We start from the raw sequence: 21,864 nt of genomic DNA on the forward strand, positions 1-21,864 counted from the left end.
AACGTCCATCATGATCCACCTCTGGGTTCCCCTCTGCGGCGCTTCGGCGCGCATCGCGACACGCCCTCTTCAGGGCCCTCTCCTGGGCCCTCTCCTGGCCCTGCTCCTGACTCTCGGTGGAGCGGCTGGCAGCCTCGGGCTCGCCGGGTGCGCCGGGACCGAGATCGGCGTTCAGGAGGCTGCGCCAGCGGTCTTCGAAGGCGAGCGAACGTATGCGTGGTCGGGGTCGCCTCCGGAGGCTGGGCGTATTGGCGCTCCGGCGGACCAGGAGGCCGTCGCCGCGGCCTTTCGCCGGGCGCTGGATAGCGCTCTCGAGGAGCACGGCTTTCGCAAGGTGAATCAGAACGAGGCCCGGTTCCGGGCGGGTCTCTACCTGGGAGTCGAAAAGGACGTCCGCGAGGCCGACCCACAGTTCACCGTGTACAGGGCAGAACGAATAGAGGATGGACACGTCGTCTTTACGCTCACGGAGGGCGCTGCCGCGGCGCCCGCCTGGACGGGCACGGCCTCGCGCTTGCTGCGGGTTACCGAGCGGGGATTGGGGCAGTTGGAGCTGCGCTGGACGGGCACCGAGGAAGTCCGCGACTGGCAGGTCGAACGACTCGCGGCTTCGCTTGGAGCGAGACTGCCCTGAAGAAGTACCCGGGGGGGAGGAACCCTGCCTCGCCGTCCCACCGACCCGCGGAATCATCCGGCGCCATTTAGGCCGACTTTAGCCCTGTCTGTTCCTCTTCGTCCACTCTCTGCGAGAGATGGGCATGCGAGATGAGAAGCAAGAGGGCGACCATGTCGTCTCCAAGATGGATGTAGAGAGAGAGCGCGAGGCTCCAGGTCAGGCGTCGGAGTCACCCACTCACGTGGTCGGGATCGGTGCGTCGGCGGGCGGACTGGAGGCGCTGACGACGTTCTTTCGAGAGATCCCGGAGGACTCGCGCGCGGCGTTCGTGGTCGTGCAGCATCTGTCTCCCGATCACGAGAGCCATATGAAGGAGCTGCTCGCGCGTGAGACGGCTCTGGCCATTCACAAGGTCACCGAGGGGATCTCGATCGAGCCAGGCGCCGTCTATCTGATCCCGCCCGCCAAGTCACTGCGCATGAGCGGTCTCACGCTGCTCCTCCAGGATCGCGCGCCGAGCCCTGAGGTTCCCTATCCGATCGACACCTTCTTTCGTTCACTGGCCGACGAGTGCGGCGATCAAGCCATCGCGGTCGTGCTCTCCGGGACGGGCACGGACGGGAGCCAGGGAGTGCTGGAGGTGCACGAGCGAGGTGGGCGCGTGCTCGTTCAGCTGCCGGAGTCGGCGACCTTCGACGGAATGCCTCAGTCTGCGCTTGCGACGGGCATCCCCGTCGAGACGGGGCGACCGGACGAACTCGCGCTGATCGTGATGAGGCTCACTCACGGTGGACTCGCGATGCCGCCAGAGGAGATCGACGAGGAGGCCGAGCTTCTCACGGAGCTCTTCGAAGCGCTCGAGCTTCGCCACGGAGTGGACTTCTCGGTCTACAAGAAGGCGACGATTCACCGAAGGATCGCCCGGCGAAGCCAGCGCGCTCGCTGTTCCAGCTTGCGCTCGTACGTCGAGCACGCGACGACCCACCCGGCGGAACTCGATCGACTCCAGGACGATCTCCTCATCGGGGTGACGCGCTATCGCCGCGACCCCGAGGCGTTCGCGAGGCTGGAGACGAGCGTGCTCCCCAAGATCATCGGACGGAAAGACGAATCGGGCCCGGTCCGGGTCTGGGCGCCCGGTTGCGCCACCGGCGAAGAAGCCTACTCCCTCGCCATCGCGATCCTGGAGATCATGCGCGGCCGCGGGATCAACCGGCCGCTGCGCATCTTCGCGACGGACGTCCACGAAGGGGCGCTGGACCATGCGGCTCGCGGGATCTACTCCGCTGATTCCCTCACGCCGCTCTATACGGAGGTGCGAGACCGCTACTTCACCGCCGTCGAGAGTGGATTCCAGGTACGACGTGGACTTCGCGACCAGGTGGTGTTTGCGCGCCACGATTTGCTCAATCAGCCGCCTTTCACCCAGCTGGACCTCGTCTGCTGCCGCAACCTGCTGATCTACTTCGAGCCCGCCGCTCAGCATCGCGCGCTCGAGCTCTTTCACTTCGCGTTGAAGAAAGGCGGGTTCTTGTTCCTCGGCCCGAGTGAGGGTATTGCCGGATTCCAGACCGACTTCGAGGTGGTGGATTCGCGATGGCGAATCTGGAGCAAGCAGCGAGCGCTTCTCGGGGGCCGTCGCAGCACGCCCCGGCCGCCCAAGGTGGTCTGGACGGGCAGCCAGAACGCGCTGGCGCCCTTCGAAGATCAGGCCCGACCCAGCTTGGAACTCTACGAATCGATCCTCGAATCGACTTTGCCGCCGACCGTCCTCGTCGACGAACGCTTCGAAGTCAACCACGTCTTCGGCGGTGCGGAGCGCTTCTTGACGCTCAAAGCGGGAAGGACCGTGAACAGGATCGCGGAACTCGTGCAGTCGCGGCTTCAGGGAGCGGTCGCCAGTGCGGTGCGCCATTGCGCGCGTGCCGGGGAGGAGGTGCGCTACCGCGTGCCGTCTTCGCCTCGATCTGCCAGCGGGAGGAGCAGCGACTCACAGAAGGATGGTGGCGAGGAGCATGCTGCGCTCACGATCGTCGTCAAGCCGGTGGAGCGAGGGCGTGGGAGGTCCGGAGCACTGCTGGTTCAGTTCATCGAGGGCGAGGGGGTTCCCCAGGTTGCGCTGGAGGCCTCTCACCTGGACGCGTCGAGCCACCCTGGCGATGATCGGCTCCACGCGCTGGAAGACGAGCTACAGCGGACCCAGGAGAACCTGCAGTCCACCGTCGAGGAGCTGGAGACCTCCAACGAGGAACTCCAGGCCTCCAACGAGGAGCTAGTCGCATCGAACGAGGAGCTGCAAAGCACCAACGAGGAGCTGCAGTCCGTCAACGAAGAGCTCTTCACGGTCAACGACGAACGCGAGAAGAAGATCGACCAGATCTCCCGCGAAAAGGCAGATATGGACAACCTGCTCCAGGGGACGGACGTCGGCGTCCTGTTCCTGGACAGCGAGCTGCGGATTCGACGGTTCACGCCGAGGATCGCGGCCCTTTTCTCGCTCGTCGACCACGACATCGGTCGACCGATCAGCACTTTCTCACACCCCCTCGAGATCGAAGACCTTCCCGAGCGGATTGCAGCAGTGATGGAGGACCGCGAGCCATTCGAGGTCCAGGTCAAGGACGGGGGGGGCGCGTCCTATCTTCTTCGACTGCTACCGTACTTGCGCTCTGAGTCCGTTCAGGGCGTCGTCCTGACGCTCGTGGATGTGACCACGCTTCGGACGGCCGAGGCGAGGCTTGAGCAGCTGAAGCTCGTGGTGGAGAACTCCATGGAGATGCAGTCGATCTTCGGACGAGACGGTCGCGTTCAGTACGGGAACCAGTCCTTCTTCCAGGCGTTCGGCGTGGACGGGGAAGTTGACCTGGAGGTTTCCTTCATGGACGTCTACCGAACCTGGCCGCGTGAGGAGTTTCGCAGGCTTTTCCTGGAGTGCCACGCGGATGGCGGGAAGACCCTCGAAGCCGTGGCAACGCTGGCGTCCGGAGAGACGATCGACGTGGAGATGAGGCTCACCCCGGTCGTGTTCGAGGGTGAGGCGCTCATGTACGCGCACGCGAGCGATGTGTCCTCGCGCAAGGCGGTGGATCGGGAGCTTCTCATGCGAGATCGCGCCATGGCCGCTTCGACGAATGGCATCGTCATCGTGGACGCCCAATCGGACGATTTGGAGATCGTCTACGTCAACATGGGCTTCGAGCGAATGACGGGCTACAGCTACGAGGAAGTGGCGGGCCAGAACTGCCGATTCCTCCAGGGTGAAGACAGCTCCCCCGAGGCGCGGAAGGAAATCCGCGAGGCACTCAAGGCGAAGCGTGACGTGAAGGTCACGATCCTCAACTACCGGAAGGACGGTACGCCGTTCTGGAACGAGCTGCAGATCACGCCCATCGTCGATGATTCAGGGGAGGTCAGCCACTTCGTGGCAGCACAGAATGACATCACGGATCGGATCCATACCCAGCGTGATCTGCTGGACGCACGCCAGCGCGCGCTCTCTGCCAGTCGGGCGAAGAGTCGCTTCCTCGCGAACATGAGCCATGAGATTCGGAGTCCCATGACGGCGATCCTCGGGTTCGCGGATGCGATCGCCCGAAGATCGACCGACCCGGAGACCTTGGAAGGGCTGGGCACCATTCAGCGAAACGCCGAGTACCTGCTGCAGCTGATCGGGGACATCCTCGACATCTCCAGCATCGAGGCCAACAAGGTCTCGGTGAACCCCAAGTCCATCGATCTCCCCAGGCTCTTCGCGGACGTCGTTCAGCTGATGGCGGCCCGCGCAGAGCAGCGCTCGCTCGAGTTCTCCGCGGCCTTCACAGCGCCGATCCCGTCGATTGCCGAGGTCGACCCGACTCGGCTCCGGCAGGTCCTCGTGAATCTCCTGGCCAATGCGATCAAGTTCACGCCCAAGGGGCGGATCGAGCTGCTCATGGGTTTCGAACGATGGGAAGGCGCGGGGTACCTCACTTTCGAGGTCTCGGACACCGGGATCGGGATTCAAGCCGACGAACTGGATGCCATCTTCAAGCCCTTCGTACGCCCGCATGCGCACGCGGATGCGCTGTCTGCCGAGTTCGAAGGGTCGGGTCTCGGTCTCGCGATCGTGAAGCGCCTTCTGGCCAGCCTGCGGGGCACGATCTCCGTGCAGAGCAAGGTCGGGCAGGGGAGTCGCTTCACCGTGCGTATCCCGCTCGCTGTGGCAGACGACGCCGTGCTGGTCGAAGAGCTCCCTGGTCCCGCAGCCAGCGTGGCGGCGGAGCCCCACGCCGTGATGAGTCTCGAGGGCCAATCCATCCTGGTGGCCGATGACCGAGCCGACGTCGCCAAGGTGGTCAGGTTCTATCTCGAAGACGCGGGGGCGAAGGTCACGACCGTCGGCAATGGGGCGCTGGCGATCGACGCCCTTTTCAGCGCTCCAGCGCCCTTCGACGTCGTCGTGCTGGATATGCAAATGCCTGTCCTGGATGGATACGATGCGGCACGACAGATGAGGCGCCGCGGGTATGAAGGCCCTATCATTGCTTTGACCGCGGGAGCGATGAAGGAGAACGAGGGACGTTGCCTGGACGCTGGCTGTTCGGCCTTCTTGACGAAACCAGCGGAGGAGGCGGACCTCATTCGGCTGGTTGCTTCCGAGGCGAAGCGGACCCGACGAAATGGATCATGACCATGACAGATACTCTCACTGACAAGCTCGACGGTTGCGTTCGCGATCGCGTACTCCAGCTCGAAAGAGTGCTAAGCGCCGTGGCCCACCAGCTGGGCGCGACCATGCTGCCGTCGATCAAACACGACGCGGAACTCGCCGATCATCGCAGCTGGAAGCGACTTGCCTTTCAGACCGAAGCCCTCGCGGATCATCTGCGCCATCAGAAGCTCGCGCTGGACTTCTTGCGCGGAAAGAAGACCGGGGACCTCGATGACATGCCGGGAGACCTTTGGCAAGAGTGGGTCGTCCCCATTCTCCAGGGACTCCTGACGAAGGGACAGCGTCTGGTCTTCGACGGCTACGTTTCAGCACCCGTGTCCCTGCCGCTGTCCCACGCTATCAGTACGGCGCTGATCGCGGTGGATGAGCAGATGGACGGCCCGGGTGAGATTCATCTTTGGCTCAAGCGAGAGAATGGCGAGCAGGCCATCGAGATGCGCATCGGCTCGCCCATGGAGGAAATCGCGCTTGCGGCGCCGAGCATCGTCGTCAACGCGTGGGGTGGAAGCGCCTCGAAGCTGGAGGTTTCGCCGGGGTCCATGCGCATCAGCGGTGAACCCGGGCGAGAGGTCTCCGATCAGAACTGACCTCCGTCAGTCTGGTCGCTCGCCGAAGCGATAGCCCGTGCCGATAACGGTGTGAATCAGCTGGTTGCCCCCATGGGAAATCAGCTTCTTCCGGAGGTTCGAGACGTAGACGTCGACGATGTTGCTTCCTGGTTCGTACTCGGTTTCCCAGACCGATTGCATGATCGATGAGCGTGAAACGACTCGCTCTACGTTCCGCATGAAGTACTCGAGCAGGCCGAGCTCCTTTGCCGTGAATTTGATCGGTTCGCCGCCGCGGAGGACGGAGCGGCGTGCAAGGTCGTACTCGAGATCCAAGAACGTGAGCTTGGTCGACTCCGTCGCTTGACCCCGGCGCATGAGAGCGCGCACGCGCGCCACGAGTTCGTCGTACTCGAAAGGCTTCGTCAGATAGTCGTCCGCCCCCGCATCGAGTCCTTCGACCTTGTTGGATGTATTCGACAGCGCTGTCAGCATGAGGACGGGAGCCTTCACGCCCATATGGCGCAGATTCTTGCAGACGTCGACCCCGCTGCGATCGGGCAGCATGACGTCCAGGATGTAGAGGTCGTATACATCTTCGGCGCCCAGGTCTTCTGCCTCGTAGCCGGTCAGGCAGATGTCGCTGTTGTAGCCCTGCTCGGAAAGTGCTTGCTGGACGGAGGCTGCCAGGCGGGGATTGTCTTCGACGATGAGTACGCGCATGAATGAGGGGAGAACAGGGGGGACTGGGCGCCGGAGTGGTGCCACCGGGGAAAGAGTGTGCTTGGGGCCTAAATTTCACCTAAGGCGCCGTGCGCAAATCTACCACGCGACAACGTGGAGTGGATTGTAGTTCGGTTTTACGGGTTCTTGAGCCAGCGGAACGATCCTCTGACCGTCGAGCGAGAGCCACCCCAGAGGCTGCGGCTCACCTCCTCCGCAGCCGGCAACGGTTGACTCCTTACCCCACCCCTGACGAAGACCCTGACGAATCATGAAACTCACCAAGCTCACCACGATCCTGTTCCTGTCCGCCATGCCCTTTATGGCTGTCTCCTGCGACGACGACGATCTCGATGACGCCGGCGACAAGGCCGGAGAGATGGTCGACGACGCCGGTGACGCCCTCGAAGACGCCGGGGACAACATCAAGGACGCGGCCAAGGACGCCGGCGACAAGATCGAGGACGCCGCCGACAAGATCGACGACTGATTCCAGAACGGATGAGCCAGCCAGTCATCCGCGTCCCTTCCGACTTCCTTCCCTCTCCATCACCACTAGCCCCGACTCAACATGCTTTCCTGGACCATCACCTTCCTCGTCGTCGCCATCATCGCAGGCGTCCTCGGCTTCGGCGGAATCGCCGGCACCGCTGCTTCGATCGCCAAGGTTCTCTTCTTCGTCGCCCTCGTGCTGCTCTTGATCTCCGTCGTTCGGGGCAAGAGCGTGACTGTCTGACGGACGCTCGGGCTCCCTGTAGCCCCAAGAGCCTGAAAGCCCCGCGGCGCTACTCGCCCGTGGGGCTGTTTTCGTTCATGGCCCGAAAGAAGCGACGAAGGATGCCGTGGGTCATACCCCAGATGGTGCGATCTTCGAAGCGCCAGGACGGAAGGTTTCGCACGAGCCCCTCGTGCTCGTAGCGGTGGTCCGCATCGAGCACTCCGCTCCACGCGGTTCGAACGGGAAGCCAGAACGCCTCGTCGGCTTCGGGCCCGCAGACGGGCTCTTCCACTTCGGCCCGATAGAACACGATCGGGGTGATGTATAGCGGCAGACGCTTCGCGCGCGAGGTCGCCTGGACCGCAGGCAACGCGCCGAGATGAAGCGCACTCGCGTCTCCCATCGGGTCGATTCCGACTTCTTCGACCGACTCTCGACGCGCCGTTGCAATCAGGTCCTCGTCGACTTCTTCGGCGTGCCCTCCGGGTAAGCCGATCTGCCCCGACCAGGGATCCGTCTCACGGAAGGCTCGGCGCATGAGAAGGACGGAGAAGTCCTCGAGCGACGCTCCGCTGAGCAGCACCGCGACCGCGGCTTCCCTCGCGTCGGCTGGAATCTCGGCACCTGAACCGCGCAGTCGCTCGATCGCGGATCGGACCGCTGCCTCGTCGGCCCCGGAGATCACGTCCGGGCCTCCACTTCCTGCGGCCGCTCGCCGGTTTGAACGGCCCAGAGCTGCGCGTACAGCCCGCCCGCTGCGATGAGTTCCTCGTGCTGGCCGCTTTCGACGACGCGGCCCTTGTCGAGAACGAGGATCTTGTCGGCGTTTCGAATCGTCGACAGCCGGTGCGCGATCACGATCGTCGTTCGATCCTCGGCGATGTGTTCCATCGAACGCTGGATCGCCGCTTCCGTCTCGTTGTCGACGGCCGAGGTCGCTTCGTCGAGGATCAGGATCGGCGGGTCCTTCAGCACGGCGCGTGCGATCGAGACGCGCTGCCGCTGGCCCCCCGAAAGCTTCTGCCCGCGCTCGCCGACGATCGTCTGGAGCCCGTCGGGAAGCGTATCGATCCAGTCGTCCAGCTCGGCCGCCGCCGCCGCCTGGCGGATGTCGGCTTCGCTCGCGTCGGGACGCGCGTAGGCGATGTTCGCGGCGATCGTGCCGTGGAACAGGAAGACGTCCTGGCTGACGAGGCCGATGGAGCGGCGGAGGCTCCGGAGCTCGAGGTCGCGAAGGTCATGCCCGTCGATCGACACCTGGCCGTCGCCTGGATCGTAGAAGCGCAGAAGCAGCTTCGTGATGGACGATTTGCCGGATCCGGTGGCGCCGACGATGGCCGTCGTCGAGCGCGCGGGGAACGTCAGATCGAGGCCGTCGAAGAGCGGCGCGTGCCCGGGATAGGCGAAGACGACGCCCTGCATTTCGAGCTTGCCGGCGACCGCGTCCGTGCCGAGCACCGTGGACCCGCCGACGATCTTCGACGGACGATCGACGAGGTCGAGGATCCGGGTCGTGCTGGCCATCGCGCGCTGGTAGAGATCGAGCGTTTCCCCGAGCCCCGTGAGCGGCCAGAGCAGGCGCTGGGTCATGAAGACGAGCACGCTGAACGAGCCCGCGTCGAGCTGGCCCTCCAGCGCGAGGTTGCCGCCGATCAAGAGCGTTGCCGTGAAGCCCGCGAGGATGAACATGCGGATCAGGGGCGAGAACGCGCTGGAGAGGGTGATCGCGGCGCGATTGCTCGTGCGGTACGCGTCGCTTCGGGCGGAGATACGCTCGGCCTCGCCTTCCTCGCGCGCGTAGCTCTTGATCGTGGCGATCCCGCCGAGATTGCCAGCGAGGTCGGCGTTCAGTTCGCCCACGGCCGTCCGCACGCTCTTGTAGCGGTCCTGGAGCTTGCGCTGGTACAGGATCGAGCCCCAGATGATGAAGGGCATCGGAAGGAACGCCACCCACGCCACGGCGGGGGACAGCCAGAAGAAGATGCCGCCGATCGCGAGGACCGTCGTGAGCAGCTGGATCAGGCTGTTCGCGCCGCCGTCGAGGAACCTCTCGAGCTGGTTCACGTCATCGTTCATGACGGACATCAGCTGCCCCGTGTCCTCGTCCTCGAAGAACGCCATCTCGAGACCTTGGACGTGGCGGTAGGCATCGAGGCGCAGCTCGTGCTGGACCGATTGCGCAAGATTGCGCCACACGATCTTCTGGAGGAACTCGAAGATGCTCTCCGCGACCCAGATCACGGCCGTGACGACGGCGAGCCAGGTGAGCTGCCGGGCAGGATCTTCGATCCCGAGCTTCGCCACGAACGAGTCTTCCTTTTCCACGACGATCGCGACCGCCGTGCCGATCAGGAGCGGCGGTGCGAGGTCGAACAGCTTGTTCAGGACCGAGTAGAACGCGCCCAGCCGCACGCGCCCCATGTGGGCGTTGGCGTGGGCGAGGAGCCGACGAAGCGGGGCAGGCGAGGTGGAGGTGCTCACGGCGGAAGAGGATACCCTTCTTCCCATGCATACGCCGTCATTCACCCACGCTGGTGGGGTGGTTCTTCGTCTCCAGCCTGGCGCCTCGCCGCTCGTTCTCGTGGTGCGGCCTTCCAGCGGTAGCCGCTCGGAGTGGGTCCTGCCCAAGGGTCACATCGAACCGGGCGAGTCGGCCGAGGAAGCCGCGGTACGCGAGGTCGCCGAGGAGGCCGGCGTCGCCGCATCGGACCCGCACTACGTCGGGTTCATTCGCTACGAAGCATCCCGCGGCCACGTGAGCTGTGCGTTCTATTCGATGAACGAAGACGGGCCGGTCCCCTCGGAAGAGGACCGGCCCGTGGCCTGGCTCGGGCTCGAAAAGCTGCGCGGCCTGATGCGCTACCCGGAGACGCTCGCGCTCGTGGAGAGAGCGATCGAGCTCCGAGCGCCCCGCTAACCCTTCGCAGCCTTGATGGCTTCCGTCAGAGCGGGAACGATCTCGAAGGCGTCGCCCACGATGCCGTAGTCGGCGACCTTGAAGATCGGGGCGTCCGCGTCCTTGTTGATGGCGACGATCGTGCCGGAGGTGCGCATGCCCGCGAGGTGCTGGATCGCGCCGCTGATGGCGACCGCGATGTAGAGCTGCGGAGAGACGGTCTTGCCGGTCTGGCCCACCTGCTCGCCGTGGGGGCGCCAGCCGAGGTCGACGACAGCGCGCGAGGCGCCGACGGCGGCGTTGCCGAACGCGGCGGCGAGGTCTTCCAGCATGCCGAAGTGCTCGGCCTCCTGGAGTCCGCGACCACCGCTGACGACGACGGGTGCTTCCTTGACGTCGAGCTTCGAGCTGCCTTTGGCCTCGACGCCCGTCACCTTGGCCTTGGCCACGGCGGTTATGGCGTGCTCGGCGGTCTCTCCGGGCGCGCCGCCTTCCGCTGCATTGAAGACGTTGAGGCGGGTCGTCGCGACGAGGACGTCGCCGCTCGTGCCGAGCGTGGCGAGCGCCTTGCCGGCGAGCCACGGGCGCTTGACATGGAAGCTGTCCCCGTCGGCTTTGAGCTCGATGCAATCGGTGAAGGGCGTCACGTCGAGGTGTGCGGCGACGCGCGGGGCGATGTCCTTGCCGCGGTAGGTCGCGGCCGCCAGGAAACCCCGGGCGCCCTCGGACTTGCAGACTTCGGCGGCGGTGGCAGCGACGGCGTCCGAGCTGAACTCGGCCGGGCCGGTCAGGCAGATGGCCTTGGACGCGCCGATCGCGGTGGCGGCGGCAGCGGAGGCGCCTTCACCGGCAAGGATGGCGACGACGTCCGCACCGGCGCTCTTCGCGGCGCCGATGGCTTCGAGGCTGGCGCGGCGGACCTGTCCGTCCGCGTGCTCGCAGTAAACGATGACTTTTGACATGGCTGGGTGATTCCTGCGAGGAGCCTAGAGAACCTGCGCTTCGTTCTTCAGCGCATCGATGAGAGCGGGGATCGCGGCGACGCCTTCGCCGACGATGCGGCCTTCCTTGCGGGGCGCGGGGAGCGTGACCTCGACCGGAACGGCCTGGTTCGCCTCGAGCGAAACCTCGACCTCTTCGTAGGGCTTCTTCTTCGCCGCCATGATGCCCTTGAGGCCCGCGTACCGCGGCTCGTTCAGGCCCTTCTGGCAGGTGATGACGGCGGGGCAGCTGAACGAGACGGTCTCGACGCCGTGCTCGGTCTCGACCTTCGCGGTGCCGCTCGTGCCGGAGATCTCCAGCGAGATCACGTCCGTGATGCACGGCCAGCCGAGGTACGTCGCGACCATCGGCCCGACGGCGGCGTTGTCGCGGTCGGTGGCGACGCGGCCCATGAAGACGAGTTCGGCGCCCATGCTCTGGAGCTGCGCGGTCAGCGCCTTGGCCGTCGCGCGCGCGTCGCGGCTGTGCCACTCCTCGTCGACGAGAACGACGGCCTTGTCGCCGCCCTTCGCGAGGCACTCGCGGATCTCCTTGGAGCCGGACTTGGTGCCCAGCGTGAGCACGGTGACCTCGCCGGAGCCGAGGGCCTCCTTGGTCTTCACGGCTTCTTCGACGGCGATCTCGTCGTAGAACGAGATCATGTACTGGAGGCCAGCGCTGTCGAGCCCCTTTCCGTCGGCGGTCGGCTGGGCCACCGCTTCGGTCGTGGGCACGCGCTTGACACAAGCGACGATGTTCATGGGAGTCTGGCGAGCGTTGGGCTCGGCGTGGGGGCTCAATAATCGAGTTTCAGGGCAAACAGATTACCCGCCACCGGTTCGCGCGTGGGGTCCCTACGGATCAGAACTCTCCGCCGCTCTCTCCGAATCCGAGGGCCCGATCGGCCCGATCGGCCTGATCGGCCCGATCAGCCCGCCTACTCGATCAGCCCGCGCTCTTCCTCGGCCGAGACGCCCCTGGCGGCGGGGGCCACGTCGAAGTTCCGGCCCAGGTAGACCTCGCGGACCTTCGGGTCGGCGATCAGCTCCTCGGCGGTGCCCTCCCGCAGGATCTGGCCCTGGTGGATGATGTAGGCGCGCTCCGTGCTCTGGAGGGTCTCCCGGACGTTGTGGTCGGTGATCAAGATCCCGATGCCCTGGTCGCGGAGCTGCTGGATCAGGCCCTGGATCTCCTCGACGTTGATGGGGTCGACGCCCGCGAAGGGCTCGTCGAGCAGGAGGATCGACGGGCGGGTCGCCAGGGACCGCGCGAGCTCGAGACGCCGGCGTTCGCCGCCGGACAGCGTGTCCGAGCGGCTGGCCGCGAGGTGGAACAGCTCCAGCTCCTTCAGGAGGCGCTCTGCCTCGCTGTGTCGCTCGCGTCGACCGAGCGGAAGCGCCTCTAGCACGGCGAGGACGTTGTCCTTGACCGTCATCTGGCGGAAGACGCTGGACTCCTGGGGGAGGTAACCCATGCCGAGGCGCGCTCGGCGGAACATGGGCAGCTTCGTGCAGTCCTTGCCGCCCAGCGTGACCGTTCCCTCGTCCGGAACGACCACGCCGACCGTCATGCGGAAGCTGGTGGTTTTCCCTGCCCCGTTCGGACCCAGAAGCCCGACGATCTCGCCGGGCTCCACGTGGAACCCGACACCGTCGACCACGCGCCTGCCCTTGTAGGACTTGACGAGTCCGCGGACGTCGAGGGGCGGTTGATCTTTGTGCGACATGGGTTTGCGTTCGCTGGAAACTTAATGTGACGGCGTTCCTTGACGAACGGCGCGAGGTTGGCAGCGCGTGGGGAAAGTGGATGAATGGATGAGCGTGGTCCGCCGGGCGTCGGGAACGATCCTCGGGGGTGCCTGGACGGTACGGCGAGTCGAGCGGGCCAGATTTCCCTAAGTCACTCGAACGACTGGATTTGGGCCGGTCTTGAGGCGCCGTCGGACGGCGCGCGGGAGGGGACAGGTGCGGCCACACCCGTCGCCTTGCGCGCGGCCTCGATCTGGGGATACGTTGTGGATAACTCGTGCGAAGACTTGTCCGTGAAGTGTCCTTTACCGGATCTGCACGGTCGTGGCGCTCCGGCCCGAATGGATGCGGCCCGAATGGATGCGGCCCGAGCGGATGCGGCCTGGGTGGGCGCAGCAAGCCTCGCCCCAGAATGCCGCCTCAGCGGACCCACTTCAATCGGTAGACGTCGTGCTGCGGTGCGAGGGGCCAGACGACCACGACGGCCCGTCCTCGAATCAGCTCGCGCGGGACGAACGAAAAGTGCTCGTCAGGGAGTCGCTCCGTGGTCTGCGGGTCGAGGACGTGGAGTTCACCCAGTTCGTCCCGCAGGAAGATCTGCTTGGCTCCGACTTGCTGGGGGACATAGCGGGGGTTGCTCTCAGGGTGGGAGACCATCTGGCCCGTGCGGGGGTTGATGGCCTGCATCTCCCTGGAGTTGCCGCGGACGATGCCGCCGTCCCCGTCCATCAGCTGGAACTGCGCGAGGCTCCAGTCGCGTCCGTCCGACGAGTCCTGGGAGTTGTCGCCGAGGACGAGGTAGGCGTCCTCCGGGATGTTCCACTCGGTGACCGGGTTCCGACCGGACGTCTCGGTGTAGAAAATGTCGCGCCAGATCTTCAGGTCCTCGATCGAGGTGCCTCCGCCGGCGTCGTCGGCGACGTCCACGGTGATCCGGGACTCCATCACGTGGCGAGCTTCATTGGGGCTGATGGCAGGCGGGATCTCCAGGGAGGCCACGAGTTCGCCGTCGACGCGGAACTCCAGGAGGTCGTTGAGGTTCTGGACCTCGACCTCGACGGAGTCGCCCGCCTTCAGCTGATAGGCGACCGCCTCGGAGGTGCTTTCACCTTCGAAGCCAGGGCCCGTGGCCGAAATGGCCCTGGTGTCCCCGGTCGCCTCCGGTCCCCTGAGGGTAAAACGGAAGCGGCGGTCCCCTTCGTGCAGGATGAACGTCACGGCGCTGACCCCGGGCGCGGCCGTGACCTCGGCGGCCACCCGCAGATCGGTCACGTCGTTCCACTTGGAGCGCTTGTTCTTCTCGGAGATCTTGCCGATCACGCCCGCCGGGTAGCCATCGAGGTAGCCGTCGCGGATGGACTCGAACTCCTGCGGGTAGGTCATACGGCCGTTACCCTTGGTCCGGAGGGTGTCGCCGTCATCCGTCGAGGCGAGCGTCCAGCTCTCGGGACGTCGCTTGCCTTCCCATTCACCGTGGGTATCGATGCGACGGAGCTGGGCGTCCTGGATCGCGCGCGGCCGGCGCAGGACCCGGGGTTCCTCTCCTTTCGGCTGGATCCAGGCGTCGCCGCCCTGGAGGAAGAGGCGTTCGCCCGGCATCCCGACGATGCGCTTGATGAAGTTCTTCGAGCTGTCGAGCGGGTACTTGAACACCGCGATCTCGAAGCGTTCCGGGTCGCGGTAGTGGTAAGAGAACTTGTCGACGATCACGCGGTCGTAGATGCCGGTCTCTTCGTTGCCCATGAGCGTGGGCTGCATCGATCCTGTCGGGATCTTGTAGGCCTCCAGCACGAAGTACTTGAAAAGCACGATCGTGACGATCGAGATGGCGACCGCCTCGATGTTGTCGCGCCAGGGGTGGGCCTTTTGCGCCTTCTTCCGCGCTTCCTTCTCCAGAGCTCGTGCGCTCTTGCCCGCAGGAGCTTGGCCCGTGGTGGGGCTCCCACCCTGCGAGAGGACGGAAGTCTTGGGCGCGGTGGAGACGTACTCTCCCTTTGTCTTGGCGTCTTCTTGGTCGGTCACGGCGTCCGTGAGGATACAGGCGACCGAGGGGCGAGGGGCGCCCGGATTTCCGTTTGCAGGAGCCTAACCGGGCACCGTGTGCAAGAGGAGCTCGATGGGGCGGTCGCGGTCTTGCTGGTGGACTTCGAGCACGCACCAGCCTCCGCCCGGGAGATCCCATGCCGACACGAGTGACATCGTGCAGTGCGCCGCCTGGAGGACCGGTGTCGGAAGGCCACTCGGGGTCCAGGACGCCTCGTCGATCTCGACGGACTGGCCAGGTCCGAGCCGGTCGTTCATGTGCGACTCCGCGCGTCGGAAGAGCCGTGCCGCCTCCTGAACGATCGCGTCGAACGCCTCGTCGTCCTGACCGTCGAAACTGGTCGAGCGCGCGATCACGGGGGACGGCGCGGCGGTGCCCGTCGACGCGAGTTGATAGCTGAGCGGATCGTCGGCCTTCAGGAAGTCCTCCACCGCGATCTCCGGAAGGCGCATCACTTCCCAGCGTTCATCGTCCTCCACTTCGGTCATGGGGTCCTCCACTTCGGTCATGGGCAGAAGTGTAGCGCGGGGGCTGGAATCCATCACTTGCGTCGGTCCCGCGTTCGCCATGACCGGATGGAAAGGATCGACCGGTACTTCGAGATTCCCACGCGGGAGGTCGGTCCCTATCATCCCCCGCCCTTTCCGCCGCAGCCCCCTCCCAAAGAAGGAAACGCCCGTGATCGTCACCGCCCGAAAGCTCTCCGAAGTGAAGCTCAACAACGAATATCTTCGCGTCGATACCGATGTGTCCGCGCTGAAGAAGAGCCTGGAGAGCGTGGGCCTCATCAACCCTGTCACGGTGAACCTGGAGAACGAGCTGCTCGCGGGCGCGAGGCGCTTCCAGGCGGTCAGCGAGCTCGGCTGGGAGGAGATTCCGGTCCAGGTCGTGGATCGCGACGAGCTGGTGCAGGAGCTGATCTCGATCGACGAGAACCTCGTGCGCGCGCCGCTCAATCACCTCCAGCTCGAGAAGTGCCTGAATCGCGGCCGCGAACTCTACGAGTCCCTGCATCCGACCGCCAACAAGGTCGACCTGTCGGCGGAAGAGCCGACCGGCGAAGAAAAACAGAAGCAGAAGGAGCTCGACGAGCAGGACGAGGACTCGTTCGCCGCGATCACCGCCGAGAAAACAGGGCTATCGAAGTCGGTCATCAAAGGCGCGATCAAGCGCGATGCCCTCGCCTCGGACGCCGTGAAGAAGGCTCGCGGCGCGGGCGAGCTGAACGCCACGAAGACCAACGAGATCATCAAGCTCGACAAGGAGAAGCAGGAAGAGATCCTGCCTCTCATCGCCGATAAGACCGTCAAGGAGACGCGCAAGATCGTGGCGGCGGCCAAGGCGGGCGGCGTCGAGGCCGCCGTCGAGGTCAGTGCCCAGGTCGTGCCGCTTCCCCGCGAGTACAGCCAGATCCTCAGCCCCGTGAAGCGCGTCAACAAGAACATCACGCGCATCCTGGTGGAGGAGCTGCGCTACGACGGGCCCGAGCGGAAGAAGATCAACGAAGAGCTGCGACAGTTGAGGGACAATCTCGTGCAGTACTTCGAAACGATCGGCGCGGGCGAGTGAACGCGCCGCGCCGATCCAGAGGACTTCTGGGGCGCTCACGGGGGACTTCCCCTGGCCCCTGAATCACCGCAGCGGGATCACCGCAGCGGGATCACCGCAGCGGGATCACTGCAGCAGGATCGCCAGGCCATCCGAGAAGTTCGACGTCGGTATGCCGCCCGAGCTGTCGCGGAACCAGCACTGGAAGCGCCAGGTCTCGCCCGGGTTCGCCGCGGCGCCTCCATTGGGCTGCGGGAGGTTCGTCAGATCGATCGGGAGCGTGATCGTTCCGTCGAGCCCCGAGTTCTGAATCTGGCCCGGGCCCACGAAGCGTCCGACCGCTCCACTGAGGCAGAGGTTGCCGGCGGAACCACCGGGGTTCATGGCGAACCCCGCGGTTTGCGAAGTGATGAAGAAACCGAAGACGAGGTTCGGCGCCGAGGAGCACTCGAGGGTGACGCTGTTCGCGTTGACGACCGGCGAACCTGAGGCGCTCATCGTGGCCGCGACACCGGACGAGTTCGCGTTCGGCATGCAGTAGTTCGTGCCTACGGGAGTGGGGAGCACCACGATGCTGGAACCCTGGGTACCGAGGTTGTCGATACGGATGTTCACCCCTTCGACCGCGCTGGCTCCGTCGACGGTGAGCTTGCTCAGATGCTCGTTGCGGAAGTCGTTCGGCGTCTCGAGAAGAAACTGCAGCGTGGAGCCGAGCGTGATGTTGATCGTGGACCCGTTCACCGGGTTCGCCGGATCGCGAAAGATCACCTGGCTCGTGCTGTCGACATCGAGGAAGGTGCGGTTGCGGATGAAATAGGGCTCGAAGCTCGCGCCATTCACGATGTTGACGGTGATTCCGTTGGCGCCGCCCGTTTCGCCGCCCAGACCATCGTTCCCCGACGCAAACACGCGCAGGTTGTCGATGCGGATCGTGAAGCCGTCGGCCACGGTGAAGGCTTCCTGTCCCGGAAGGTCGGGGATCAGCGCTTCCTGCCCCGGCCCCATGAGGATCACGTTGTCGAGGATCGGGATCGTGTAGTCGATCACCGTCACGGTCGAAGCGGTGAGGTCCCAGTTGGCCTCGCGAAAAATGCCCGCACCCACCGCGCCCGTCCAGACGATCTGCGCGGAAGCGGAGGCGGTGAGCGCTGCCGTCAGGCTGGCCAGCGCGATGGAGGTAGAGAACCGGATCTTCATGCGATCAGCCTAGCACGGCAAGGCAAGGCCGGCACGGCCATCAGGAAGGCAGGAGCGACTCATTCGAATCGTCCCTGCCTCCCCGTGAGATGCGGATCAGGGGGTGAACACGACCCCGAGGGCGCTGGACAGGTTGAAGAAGGCACCGCACGGGCCCCCGATGTCCCGGTAGTAGGTCTGGAAGTTCCACGTTGAGCCAGCCGTGATCTGTCCCGGGGGCGGGTTGTTGGCCAGCGTGTAGGCGACGAGGCCGGGTCCGACCGAGGCGGTCCCCGATCCGGTGCCGTAGGGTGGGAACCGGTAGAGCGGACCTGCCAGGCACAACAGGCCGTTGCCGATGTTGGCAGGGAAGATGACGCCGGAGCCCATGAAGGTCAGCGCGAAGCCGCCCGGGGTCATGCCGGTGGTCGTCAACACGAGATCGTCCGCCGAGACGCTCGCCGAGCCACATCCGCTCAGGAGCGCACCGGTCCCCGCAACGTTGAGGCACCCGGCCGCCGCGTCGGCGTTTCCGCAGGGGGCCAGGACCGTCGGGCAAAAGCAGAACGGCACGCCCACCGACGGGCAGCCCTCGCATGGATCCGGCACGCCGTTCATGTTGAGGTCGGCGACCATGCCGAACGCGATCGCCACCGCGTCCTCGACGCCGTCTCCATCGCAGTCGTGCACGTTGCTCATGATCGAGTCGGCGGCGGTCAGGTCGTCGCCGAAGTTGCCGGTGCCGGCGCGGAGCGTGGCGAGTCCAAGGCACTCGGCCGCGATGAAGATGCCGGGCGTCGCGGCGCCGGGGGGCGGAGGGATCAGGAGGTCACCCTCTTCGATCGGGAGACCGAGGAGGCTGTCCGGCACGCCGATGATGGCGGAGCCGCGACGGACCGAAAAGATCACCATGTCCGTGGCGCCGCCAGCCCAGGAGTAAGGACCCGTCACCGGGTCGTAGATGCCGTTGCCGTTCTCGAAGAGGATCAGCGCGTCGAGGTCATCGGAGTCCGGGCCACCGACGACGTCGAGGCCGAGCGCGAACGCCGGCGCGAAGAGCGCTGGGCCGCCGGCTGCCGCGACGAGGATGTCGCCCCCGACGAAGCCGTTGGCCGCCGCGGACGAGGAGTTGGGCACGCCCTCCAGCGGATCGAGGAAGCCGGAGTCGAGGCTGAAGTATTCACGAACGATCGTGCTGAGGGGCTCGACGAGGTCGATTGCGTCCTGGTTGTCGCCGGTGTCCGGCAGCCCGCCGAACGGGGTGTTGGGTTCGATGGCGCCGACGCCGGGGTAGGCGTAGCCGCTGGCCGACGGAAGGCCGTCGCCGTCGATCACGCCGATGTTGCGCCCGGGGAACGGAGAGACGGGACCCGGGGGGAGCCCGACGAGGTTCGTGAAGGCGTCGGTCGCCGCTTCGCGCGCCATCGCTTCGGAGGTGAGGTTCGGGAAGGGCCCGGCGCCGAAGGCGAAGCCCCGTGCGAACTCGTCCACCGAGAACAGGATGTCACCTGGCTGAATCGGCACGTTGGGCATGAAGCGGTGGTCGTTGCCCCGCGAGAACGCGTCGACCTCGACGATGCATGGCGTGCCGCCCGGATGCCCCACGCAGATGGGCGGTAGGCCGAGAACGGAGGCGTGATCGATGGCGATCGTCGGCGTGGGCAGCGGGCCAAGCTCCGGGTTCGAGGTTCCGGTCGTCGGATAGAGCAGGTCGCCTTCGGTGATCGCCACGCCCGACGGGGCGATGGCGCCGACGGTGGGGCCGTGCCAGTTGACGGAGAAGACGTAGCGGTTCTGGGCCACGCCGCTGCCGGCGAGGAGCAGAGTGCCGCCAGCGATGAAGAGTGATCTTGTGAACATGGGAAGGCCTGCGGCTCCTGGCCGCGACGAGGACGAAGGTCGGGTGGCGTCCACGGGCCGAGGCTGGCTGCGGACCCTTCGAAATGGCGCGGGAGCGTGGGACCGGACAAGAACCTGGATCTTCAGCCGAATCCGATGGGCGGAGCGCGAAGCTCATGGCCGGCACCGACGGCTCACGCGCATGAGGCAGCGCCGCTCTCCTGATCCTCCGATGAGCGCCGAGTGGCCAGGGCCATCACGTGGCTCCCAAGGTAACGACGATCGCCCTGGCCAGGTCGACCGGGGGCCGCTCGTCGGTCCGGGCAAGATCGAAGTGACGGGTGCAGAGGTTGGCCGGGTCGCCGCGCGAGGGAAGCCCGGGCAGGGTCTCGGTCATGCCTCAGGGCAGGACCACCTTCATGCCGTTGGTCAGCGCGACGTTCTGGGTCTGCGAGAAGTCCCTGGCGGCCGCCTGGAAGAAGAGCGTGGAGCCGCTCATGCCAGCTGGCAGATCCACGTCGAGGGTGACACGCCCCTGGTTGAGGGCGAAAGGCGCAAAGACCTCGGTCGTGGCCAGATCGGCGAGGATGGTTCCGCCGAATCGCGGCGCTGACACCTGGGTCAAGGAAGCAAACACGAGGCCCGAGCCGCCGCTATCGATGTCGCGCACGCTCACCTCGAAGGGGGCACCGACGGTTGGCGTGTCGATCGACGTGATCTGTCCGATGTTCGGCCCGCCAGCGTCGAACGCGTAATAGCTGACGGCGGGATCAGAGACGATCAAGCGGCGCCCACGGACATTGTCGCCTTCGTTGAGCTCCGTCACGGTGTCTGATGGGTCGACGACGAAGTAGACGAAGTAGGTACCAGGCGCGGTACCGGCGGGTATCGAGAGACTCCGCGGAAGTGCCTGCTCGGAGCCCGCGGGAAGCGATGGAATCTGGATCGCTGCCAGCAGTGTTTCCGCGCCAGGCCCGTCGTACGTGTTGTTGCTGGAAAGGTACCAGGCGAACTCGACGTTCCAGGCAGCCGAGTCGCCTGAGTTGCGCAGGTCGACGTTCGTCGACACCGAGAGGCCAGCAGGCACCGCACCCACGTTGATCGTTGCGTTGGCGGGCTTCAGGTTCGCTGTGTTCCCGGAACAGGCCGAGAGGGTCGTATCGACGGCGATACTCGCACTGCCGACGTTGTTCAGCTCGTCGGGCTCGGGGTAGAAGCCAGGATAGTCCGCCACGACGAGGATGTAGTAGCAGCCCGAAGCGGTGCCTGACGGAATCGGGATCTGCTCGCTCTCGTCCTCGATGTCGCCGGGTTCGACGTCAATCTCGTCGGTGTCGAGCAGCACGTCACTGCTGTCGAAAGCAGCATCGGACGAGAGGAAATAGCCAATATCGACGTTCTCCTGTTCGCCGCCCGTGCTGTAGGCGGAGAACTCGACGGTGACGTTGTCGCCAGGCGAGACCTGATCATCACCTGGCTCGAGGAACACGCCCTGAACGACGATGTCCACGGTTCCCTGGATGACAGGTAGAAGAGGCGAGGGGGCTGGCGTCAGGAGTAGGGAGAGAGCGAGGAGCATCGAGCAGCGTGGCCGGGGTTCGGGAGTTTGTAGAATGCAAGGGGGCGCTTACGCCCCCGCCGCGACGACACCCTCTCACAACGCTTCCGATGAGCCTCAGCAGAGGATAAAAGCCTCTTGAGATCTGCTCCTCAGGTGCCGGAGAGGCCCAGCTCTTCGGCGTGGGGTTTCAGCGCGTCGATGATGAACTGGATGTGCTCCCCGAGTTCGACGCCGAGCATCTCGACGCCCGCTGCGACCTCGTCTCGATCGACGCCCGCGGCGAACGACTTCTGCTTCAGCTTCTTCTTCACGCTCTTCGGTTCGAGCGTCGAGATTCCCTCGGGACGCACGAAACAGCAGGCGCCGACGAACCCGGTCAGCTCATCGCAAGCGAGCAGTGCCCTGTCGATCTGCGTGTCGTAGGAGACGCCCCACTTCGTGTAGTGAGCGCTGATCGCGTGGGCGATCGTCGTCTCGCCGCGCTCGTTCAGCCACGCCACGATGCGTGCTGGATGCTCTTCGGGCCAGCGGTCGTAGTCGGCGTCGTGTAGGAGCCCCGCGAGTCCGTAGGCTTCGACGTCACCTTCGCCGCTTCCGTAGCGGTGGGCCGCTGCACGCATCACGACCTCGACGGAGCGCGCATGCGTCATCAGGGCCTCGGAGTCGGTCCAGGAACGGAGGAGCTCGTAGGCCTCGTCTCGGGTGAGTGTCGTCATGGCGACCAGTCTATCACCCCGTCGATCGCCCCCGCCGAC

General features: G+C 65.5%; 20 protein-coding genes. 7 read left to right on the plus strand and 13 right to left on the minus strand.

Translation table 11 applies throughout. The annotated features are described in order from the left end of the window. Nucleotides 1-10: 10 nt before the first annotated feature. From Poly30_RS04690 to Poly30_RS04700, 3 genes are all read left to right on the plus strand, one after another. Nucleotides 11-634: a DUF4136 domain-containing protein gene (locus Poly30_RS04690; RefSeq protein ID WP_145194866.1), complete on the plus strand. Its 624-nt coding sequence runs from the start codon at nucleotides 11-13 to the stop codon at nucleotides 632-634. A 166-nt stretch (nucleotides 635-800) separates the two neighbouring features. Next, complete coding sequence (locus Poly30_RS04695) at nucleotides 801-5,285, plus strand: chemotaxis protein CheB (RefSeq protein ID WP_419190958.1); 4,485 nt, start codon at nucleotides 801-803, stop codon at nucleotides 5,283-5,285. 2 nt (nucleotides 5,286-5,287) lie between these two features. Then, nucleotides 5,288-5,914: a hypothetical protein gene (locus tag Poly30_RS04700; RefSeq protein ID WP_145194868.1), complete on the plus strand. Its 627-nt coding sequence runs from the start codon at nucleotides 5,288-5,290 to the stop codon at nucleotides 5,912-5,914. A 6-nt stretch (nucleotides 5,915-5,920) separates the two neighbouring features. Here Poly30_RS04700 and Poly30_RS04705 read toward each other — a convergent pair whose 3' ends face one another. Next, nucleotides 5,921-6,598, minus strand: a complete 678-nt coding sequence (locus Poly30_RS04705) for a response regulator transcription factor (RefSeq protein ID WP_145194869.1) — start codon at nucleotides 6,596-6,598, stop codon at nucleotides 5,921-5,923. Nucleotides 6,599-6,869: 271 nt separating this feature from the next. Between Poly30_RS04705 and Poly30_RS04710 the strand changes: the two genes are divergently transcribed. Further along, nucleotides 6,870-7,088, plus strand: a complete 219-nt coding sequence (locus Poly30_RS04710) for a variable surface lipoprotein (RefSeq protein WP_145194870.1) — start codon at nucleotides 6,870-6,872, stop codon at nucleotides 7,086-7,088. Nucleotides 7,089-7,169: 81 nt separating this feature from the next. Then, nucleotides 7,170-7,334 (plus strand): DUF1328 domain-containing protein, encoded by a 165-nt coding sequence (locus Poly30_RS04715; RefSeq protein ID WP_145194871.1) that lies wholly within the window; start codon nucleotides 7,170-7,172, stop codon nucleotides 7,332-7,334. 49 nt (nucleotides 7,335-7,383) lie between these two features. Here Poly30_RS04715 and Poly30_RS04720 read toward each other — a convergent pair whose 3' ends face one another. Together Poly30_RS04720 and Poly30_RS04725 are read right to left on the minus strand one after the other, a co-directional pair. Beyond that, nucleotides 7,384-8,001: an NUDIX hydrolase gene (locus Poly30_RS04720; protein WP_419190959.1), complete on the minus strand. Its 618-nt coding sequence runs from the start codon at nucleotides 7,999-8,001 to the stop codon at nucleotides 7,384-7,386. Then, a complete protein-coding gene (locus tag Poly30_RS04725; protein WP_419190960.1) occupies nucleotides 7,998-9,797 on the minus strand; it encodes an ABC transporter ATP-binding protein in 1,800 nt (599 codons plus the stop codon). Before Poly30_RS04725 ends, Poly30_RS04720 begins: the two co-directional genes overlap by 4 nt. Before the next feature lie 25 nt (nucleotides 9,798-9,822). On the opposite strand from Poly30_RS04725, the gene Poly30_RS04730 reads away from it, so the two are divergent. Continuing rightward, a complete protein-coding gene (locus Poly30_RS04730) occupies nucleotides 9,823-10,233 on the plus strand; it encodes an NUDIX domain-containing protein (protein ID WP_145194874.1) in 411 nt (136 codons plus the stop codon). Here Poly30_RS04730 and Poly30_RS04735 read toward each other — a convergent pair. The 5 genes from Poly30_RS04735 to Poly30_RS04755 all read right to left on the minus strand — a co-directional run bounded on the left by Poly30_RS04735 (nucleotide 10,230) and on the right by Poly30_RS04755 (nucleotide 15,494). Then, nucleotides 10,230-11,174, minus strand: a complete 945-nt coding sequence (locus Poly30_RS04735; RefSeq protein ID WP_145194875.1) for an electron transfer flavoprotein subunit alpha/FixB family protein — start codon at nucleotides 11,172-11,174, stop codon at nucleotides 10,230-10,232. The two genes, Poly30_RS04730 and Poly30_RS04735, sit on opposite strands and share 4 nt — an antisense overlap. Before the next feature lie 24 nt (nucleotides 11,175-11,198). Continuing rightward, nucleotides 11,199-11,954, minus strand: coding sequence for an electron transfer flavoprotein subunit beta/FixA family protein (locus Poly30_RS04740; RefSeq protein ID WP_145194876.1), 756 nt, complete (start codon nucleotides 11,952-11,954; stop codon nucleotides 11,199-11,201). Between the two features lie 176 nt (nucleotides 11,955-12,130). After that, nucleotides 12,131-12,919, minus strand: coding sequence for an LPS export ABC transporter ATP-binding protein (lptB, locus tag Poly30_RS04745; RefSeq protein ID WP_145194877.1), 789 nt, complete (start codon nucleotides 12,917-12,919; stop codon nucleotides 12,131-12,133). 442 nt (nucleotides 12,920-13,361) lie between these two features. Beyond that, nucleotides 13,362-14,963 carry a signal peptidase I gene (gene lepB, locus Poly30_RS04750; protein WP_419190962.1) on the minus strand — a complete coding sequence of 534 codons (1,602 nt, stop codon included), beginning with the start codon at nucleotides 14,961-14,963 and terminating at the stop codon, nucleotides 13,362-13,364. A 63-nt stretch (nucleotides 14,964-15,026) separates the two neighbouring features. Beyond that, complete coding sequence (locus Poly30_RS04755; RefSeq protein ID WP_145194879.1) at nucleotides 15,027-15,494, minus strand: hypothetical protein; 468 nt, start codon at nucleotides 15,492-15,494, stop codon at nucleotides 15,027-15,029. Between the two features lie 169 nt (nucleotides 15,495-15,663). Here Poly30_RS04755 and Poly30_RS04760 point away from each other — a divergent pair, with 169 nt between their 5' ends. Further along, complete coding sequence (locus Poly30_RS04760) at nucleotides 15,664-16,554, plus strand: ParB/RepB/Spo0J family partition protein (protein WP_419190963.1); 891 nt, start codon at nucleotides 15,664-15,666, stop codon at nucleotides 16,552-16,554. Nucleotides 16,555-16,659: 105 nt separating this feature from the next. On the opposite strand, the gene Poly30_RS04765 is transcribed toward Poly30_RS04760, so the two are convergent. The 5 genes from Poly30_RS04765 to Poly30_RS04780 form a co-directional block, all read right to left on the minus strand. Next, nucleotides 16,660-17,730 (minus strand): hypothetical protein, encoded by a 1,071-nt coding sequence (locus Poly30_RS04765; protein WP_145194881.1) that lies wholly within the window; start codon nucleotides 17,728-17,730, stop codon nucleotides 16,660-16,662. Between the two features lie 96 nt (nucleotides 17,731-17,826). Continuing rightward, nucleotides 17,827-19,569 (minus strand): hypothetical protein, encoded by a 1,743-nt coding sequence (locus tag Poly30_RS04770; protein ID WP_145194882.1) that lies wholly within the window; start codon nucleotides 19,567-19,569, stop codon nucleotides 17,827-17,829. Between the two features lie 235 nt (nucleotides 19,570-19,804). Then, nucleotides 19,805-19,945, minus strand: coding sequence for a hypothetical protein (locus Poly30_RS28120; RefSeq protein WP_419190964.1), 141 nt, complete (start codon nucleotides 19,943-19,945; stop codon nucleotides 19,805-19,807). 3 nt (nucleotides 19,946-19,948) lie between these two features. Beyond that, the gene (locus Poly30_RS04775) at nucleotides 19,949-21,127 is read right to left on the minus strand and encodes a CARDB domain-containing protein (protein WP_145194883.1); all 1,179 of its coding nucleotides are present in this window, start codon (nucleotides 21,125-21,127) and stop codon (nucleotides 19,949-19,951) included. A 131-nt stretch (nucleotides 21,128-21,258) separates the two neighbouring features. Continuing rightward, the gene (locus Poly30_RS04780) at nucleotides 21,259-21,825 is read right to left on the minus strand and encodes an HD domain-containing protein (RefSeq protein WP_145194884.1); all 567 of its coding nucleotides are present in this window, start codon (nucleotides 21,823-21,825) and stop codon (nucleotides 21,259-21,261) included. Nucleotides 21,826-21,864: the final 39 nt, after the last annotated feature.

The sequence above is a fragment of the Saltatorellus ferox genome, assembly GCA_007751475.1.
GTDB lineage: Bacteria > Planctomycetota > UBA1135 > UBA1135.

Coding starts and splice junctions, on each gene's coding strand:
- Poly30_RS04690 (WP_145194866.1), top strand. CDS start 11: ATGATCCACCTCTGGGTTCCCCTCTGCGGCGCTTCGGCGCGCATCGCG.
- Poly30_RS04695 (WP_419190958.1), top strand. CDS start 801: ATGGATGTAGAGAGAGAGCGCGAGGCTCCAGGTCAGGCGTCGGAGTCA.
- Poly30_RS04700 (WP_145194868.1), top strand. CDS start 5,288: ATGACAGATACTCTCACTGACAAGCTCGACGGTTGCGTTCGCGATCGC.
- Poly30_RS04705 (WP_145194869.1), bottom strand. CDS start 6,598: ATGCGCGTACTCATCGTCGAAGACAATCCCCGCCTGGCAGCCTCCGTC.
- Poly30_RS04710 (WP_145194870.1), top strand. CDS start 6,870: ATGAAACTCACCAAGCTCACCACGATCCTGTTCCTGTCCGCCATGCCC.
- Poly30_RS04715 (WP_145194871.1), top strand. CDS start 7,170: ATGCTTTCCTGGACCATCACCTTCCTCGTCGTCGCCATCATCGCAGGC.
- Poly30_RS04730 (WP_145194874.1), top strand. CDS start 9,823: ATGCATACGCCGTCATTCACCCACGCTGGTGGGGTGGTTCTTCGTCTC.
- Poly30_RS04735 (WP_145194875.1), bottom strand. CDS start 11,174: ATGTCAAAAGTCATCGTTTACTGCGAGCACGCGGACGGACAGGTCCGC.
- Poly30_RS04740 (WP_145194876.1), bottom strand. CDS start 11,954: ATGAACATCGTCGCTTGTGTCAAGCGCGTGCCCACGACCGAAGCGGTG.
- lptB (WP_145194877.1), bottom strand. CDS start 12,919: ATGTCGCACAAAGATCAACCGCCCCTCGACGTCCGCGGACTCGTCAAG.
- Poly30_RS04755 (WP_145194879.1), bottom strand. CDS start 15,494: ATGACCGAAGTGGAGGACCCCATGACCGAAGTGGAGGACGATGAACGC.
- Poly30_RS04765 (WP_145194881.1), bottom strand. CDS start 17,730: ATGAAGATCCGGTTCTCTACCTCCATCGCGCTGGCCAGCCTGACGGCA.
- Poly30_RS04770 (WP_145194882.1), bottom strand. CDS start 19,569: ATGTTCACAAGATCACTCTTCATCGCTGGCGGCACTCTGCTCCTCGCC.
- Poly30_RS28120 (WP_419190964.1), bottom strand. CDS start 19,945: ATGACCGAGACCCTGCCCGGGCTTCCCTCGCGCGGCGACCCGGCCAAC.
- Poly30_RS04775 (WP_145194883.1), bottom strand. CDS start 21,127: ATGCTCCTCGCTCTCTCCCTACTCCTGACGCCAGCCCCCTCGCCTCTT.
- Poly30_RS04780 (WP_145194884.1), bottom strand. CDS start 21,825: ATGACGACACTCACCCGAGACGAGGCCTACGAGCTCCTCCGTTCCTGG.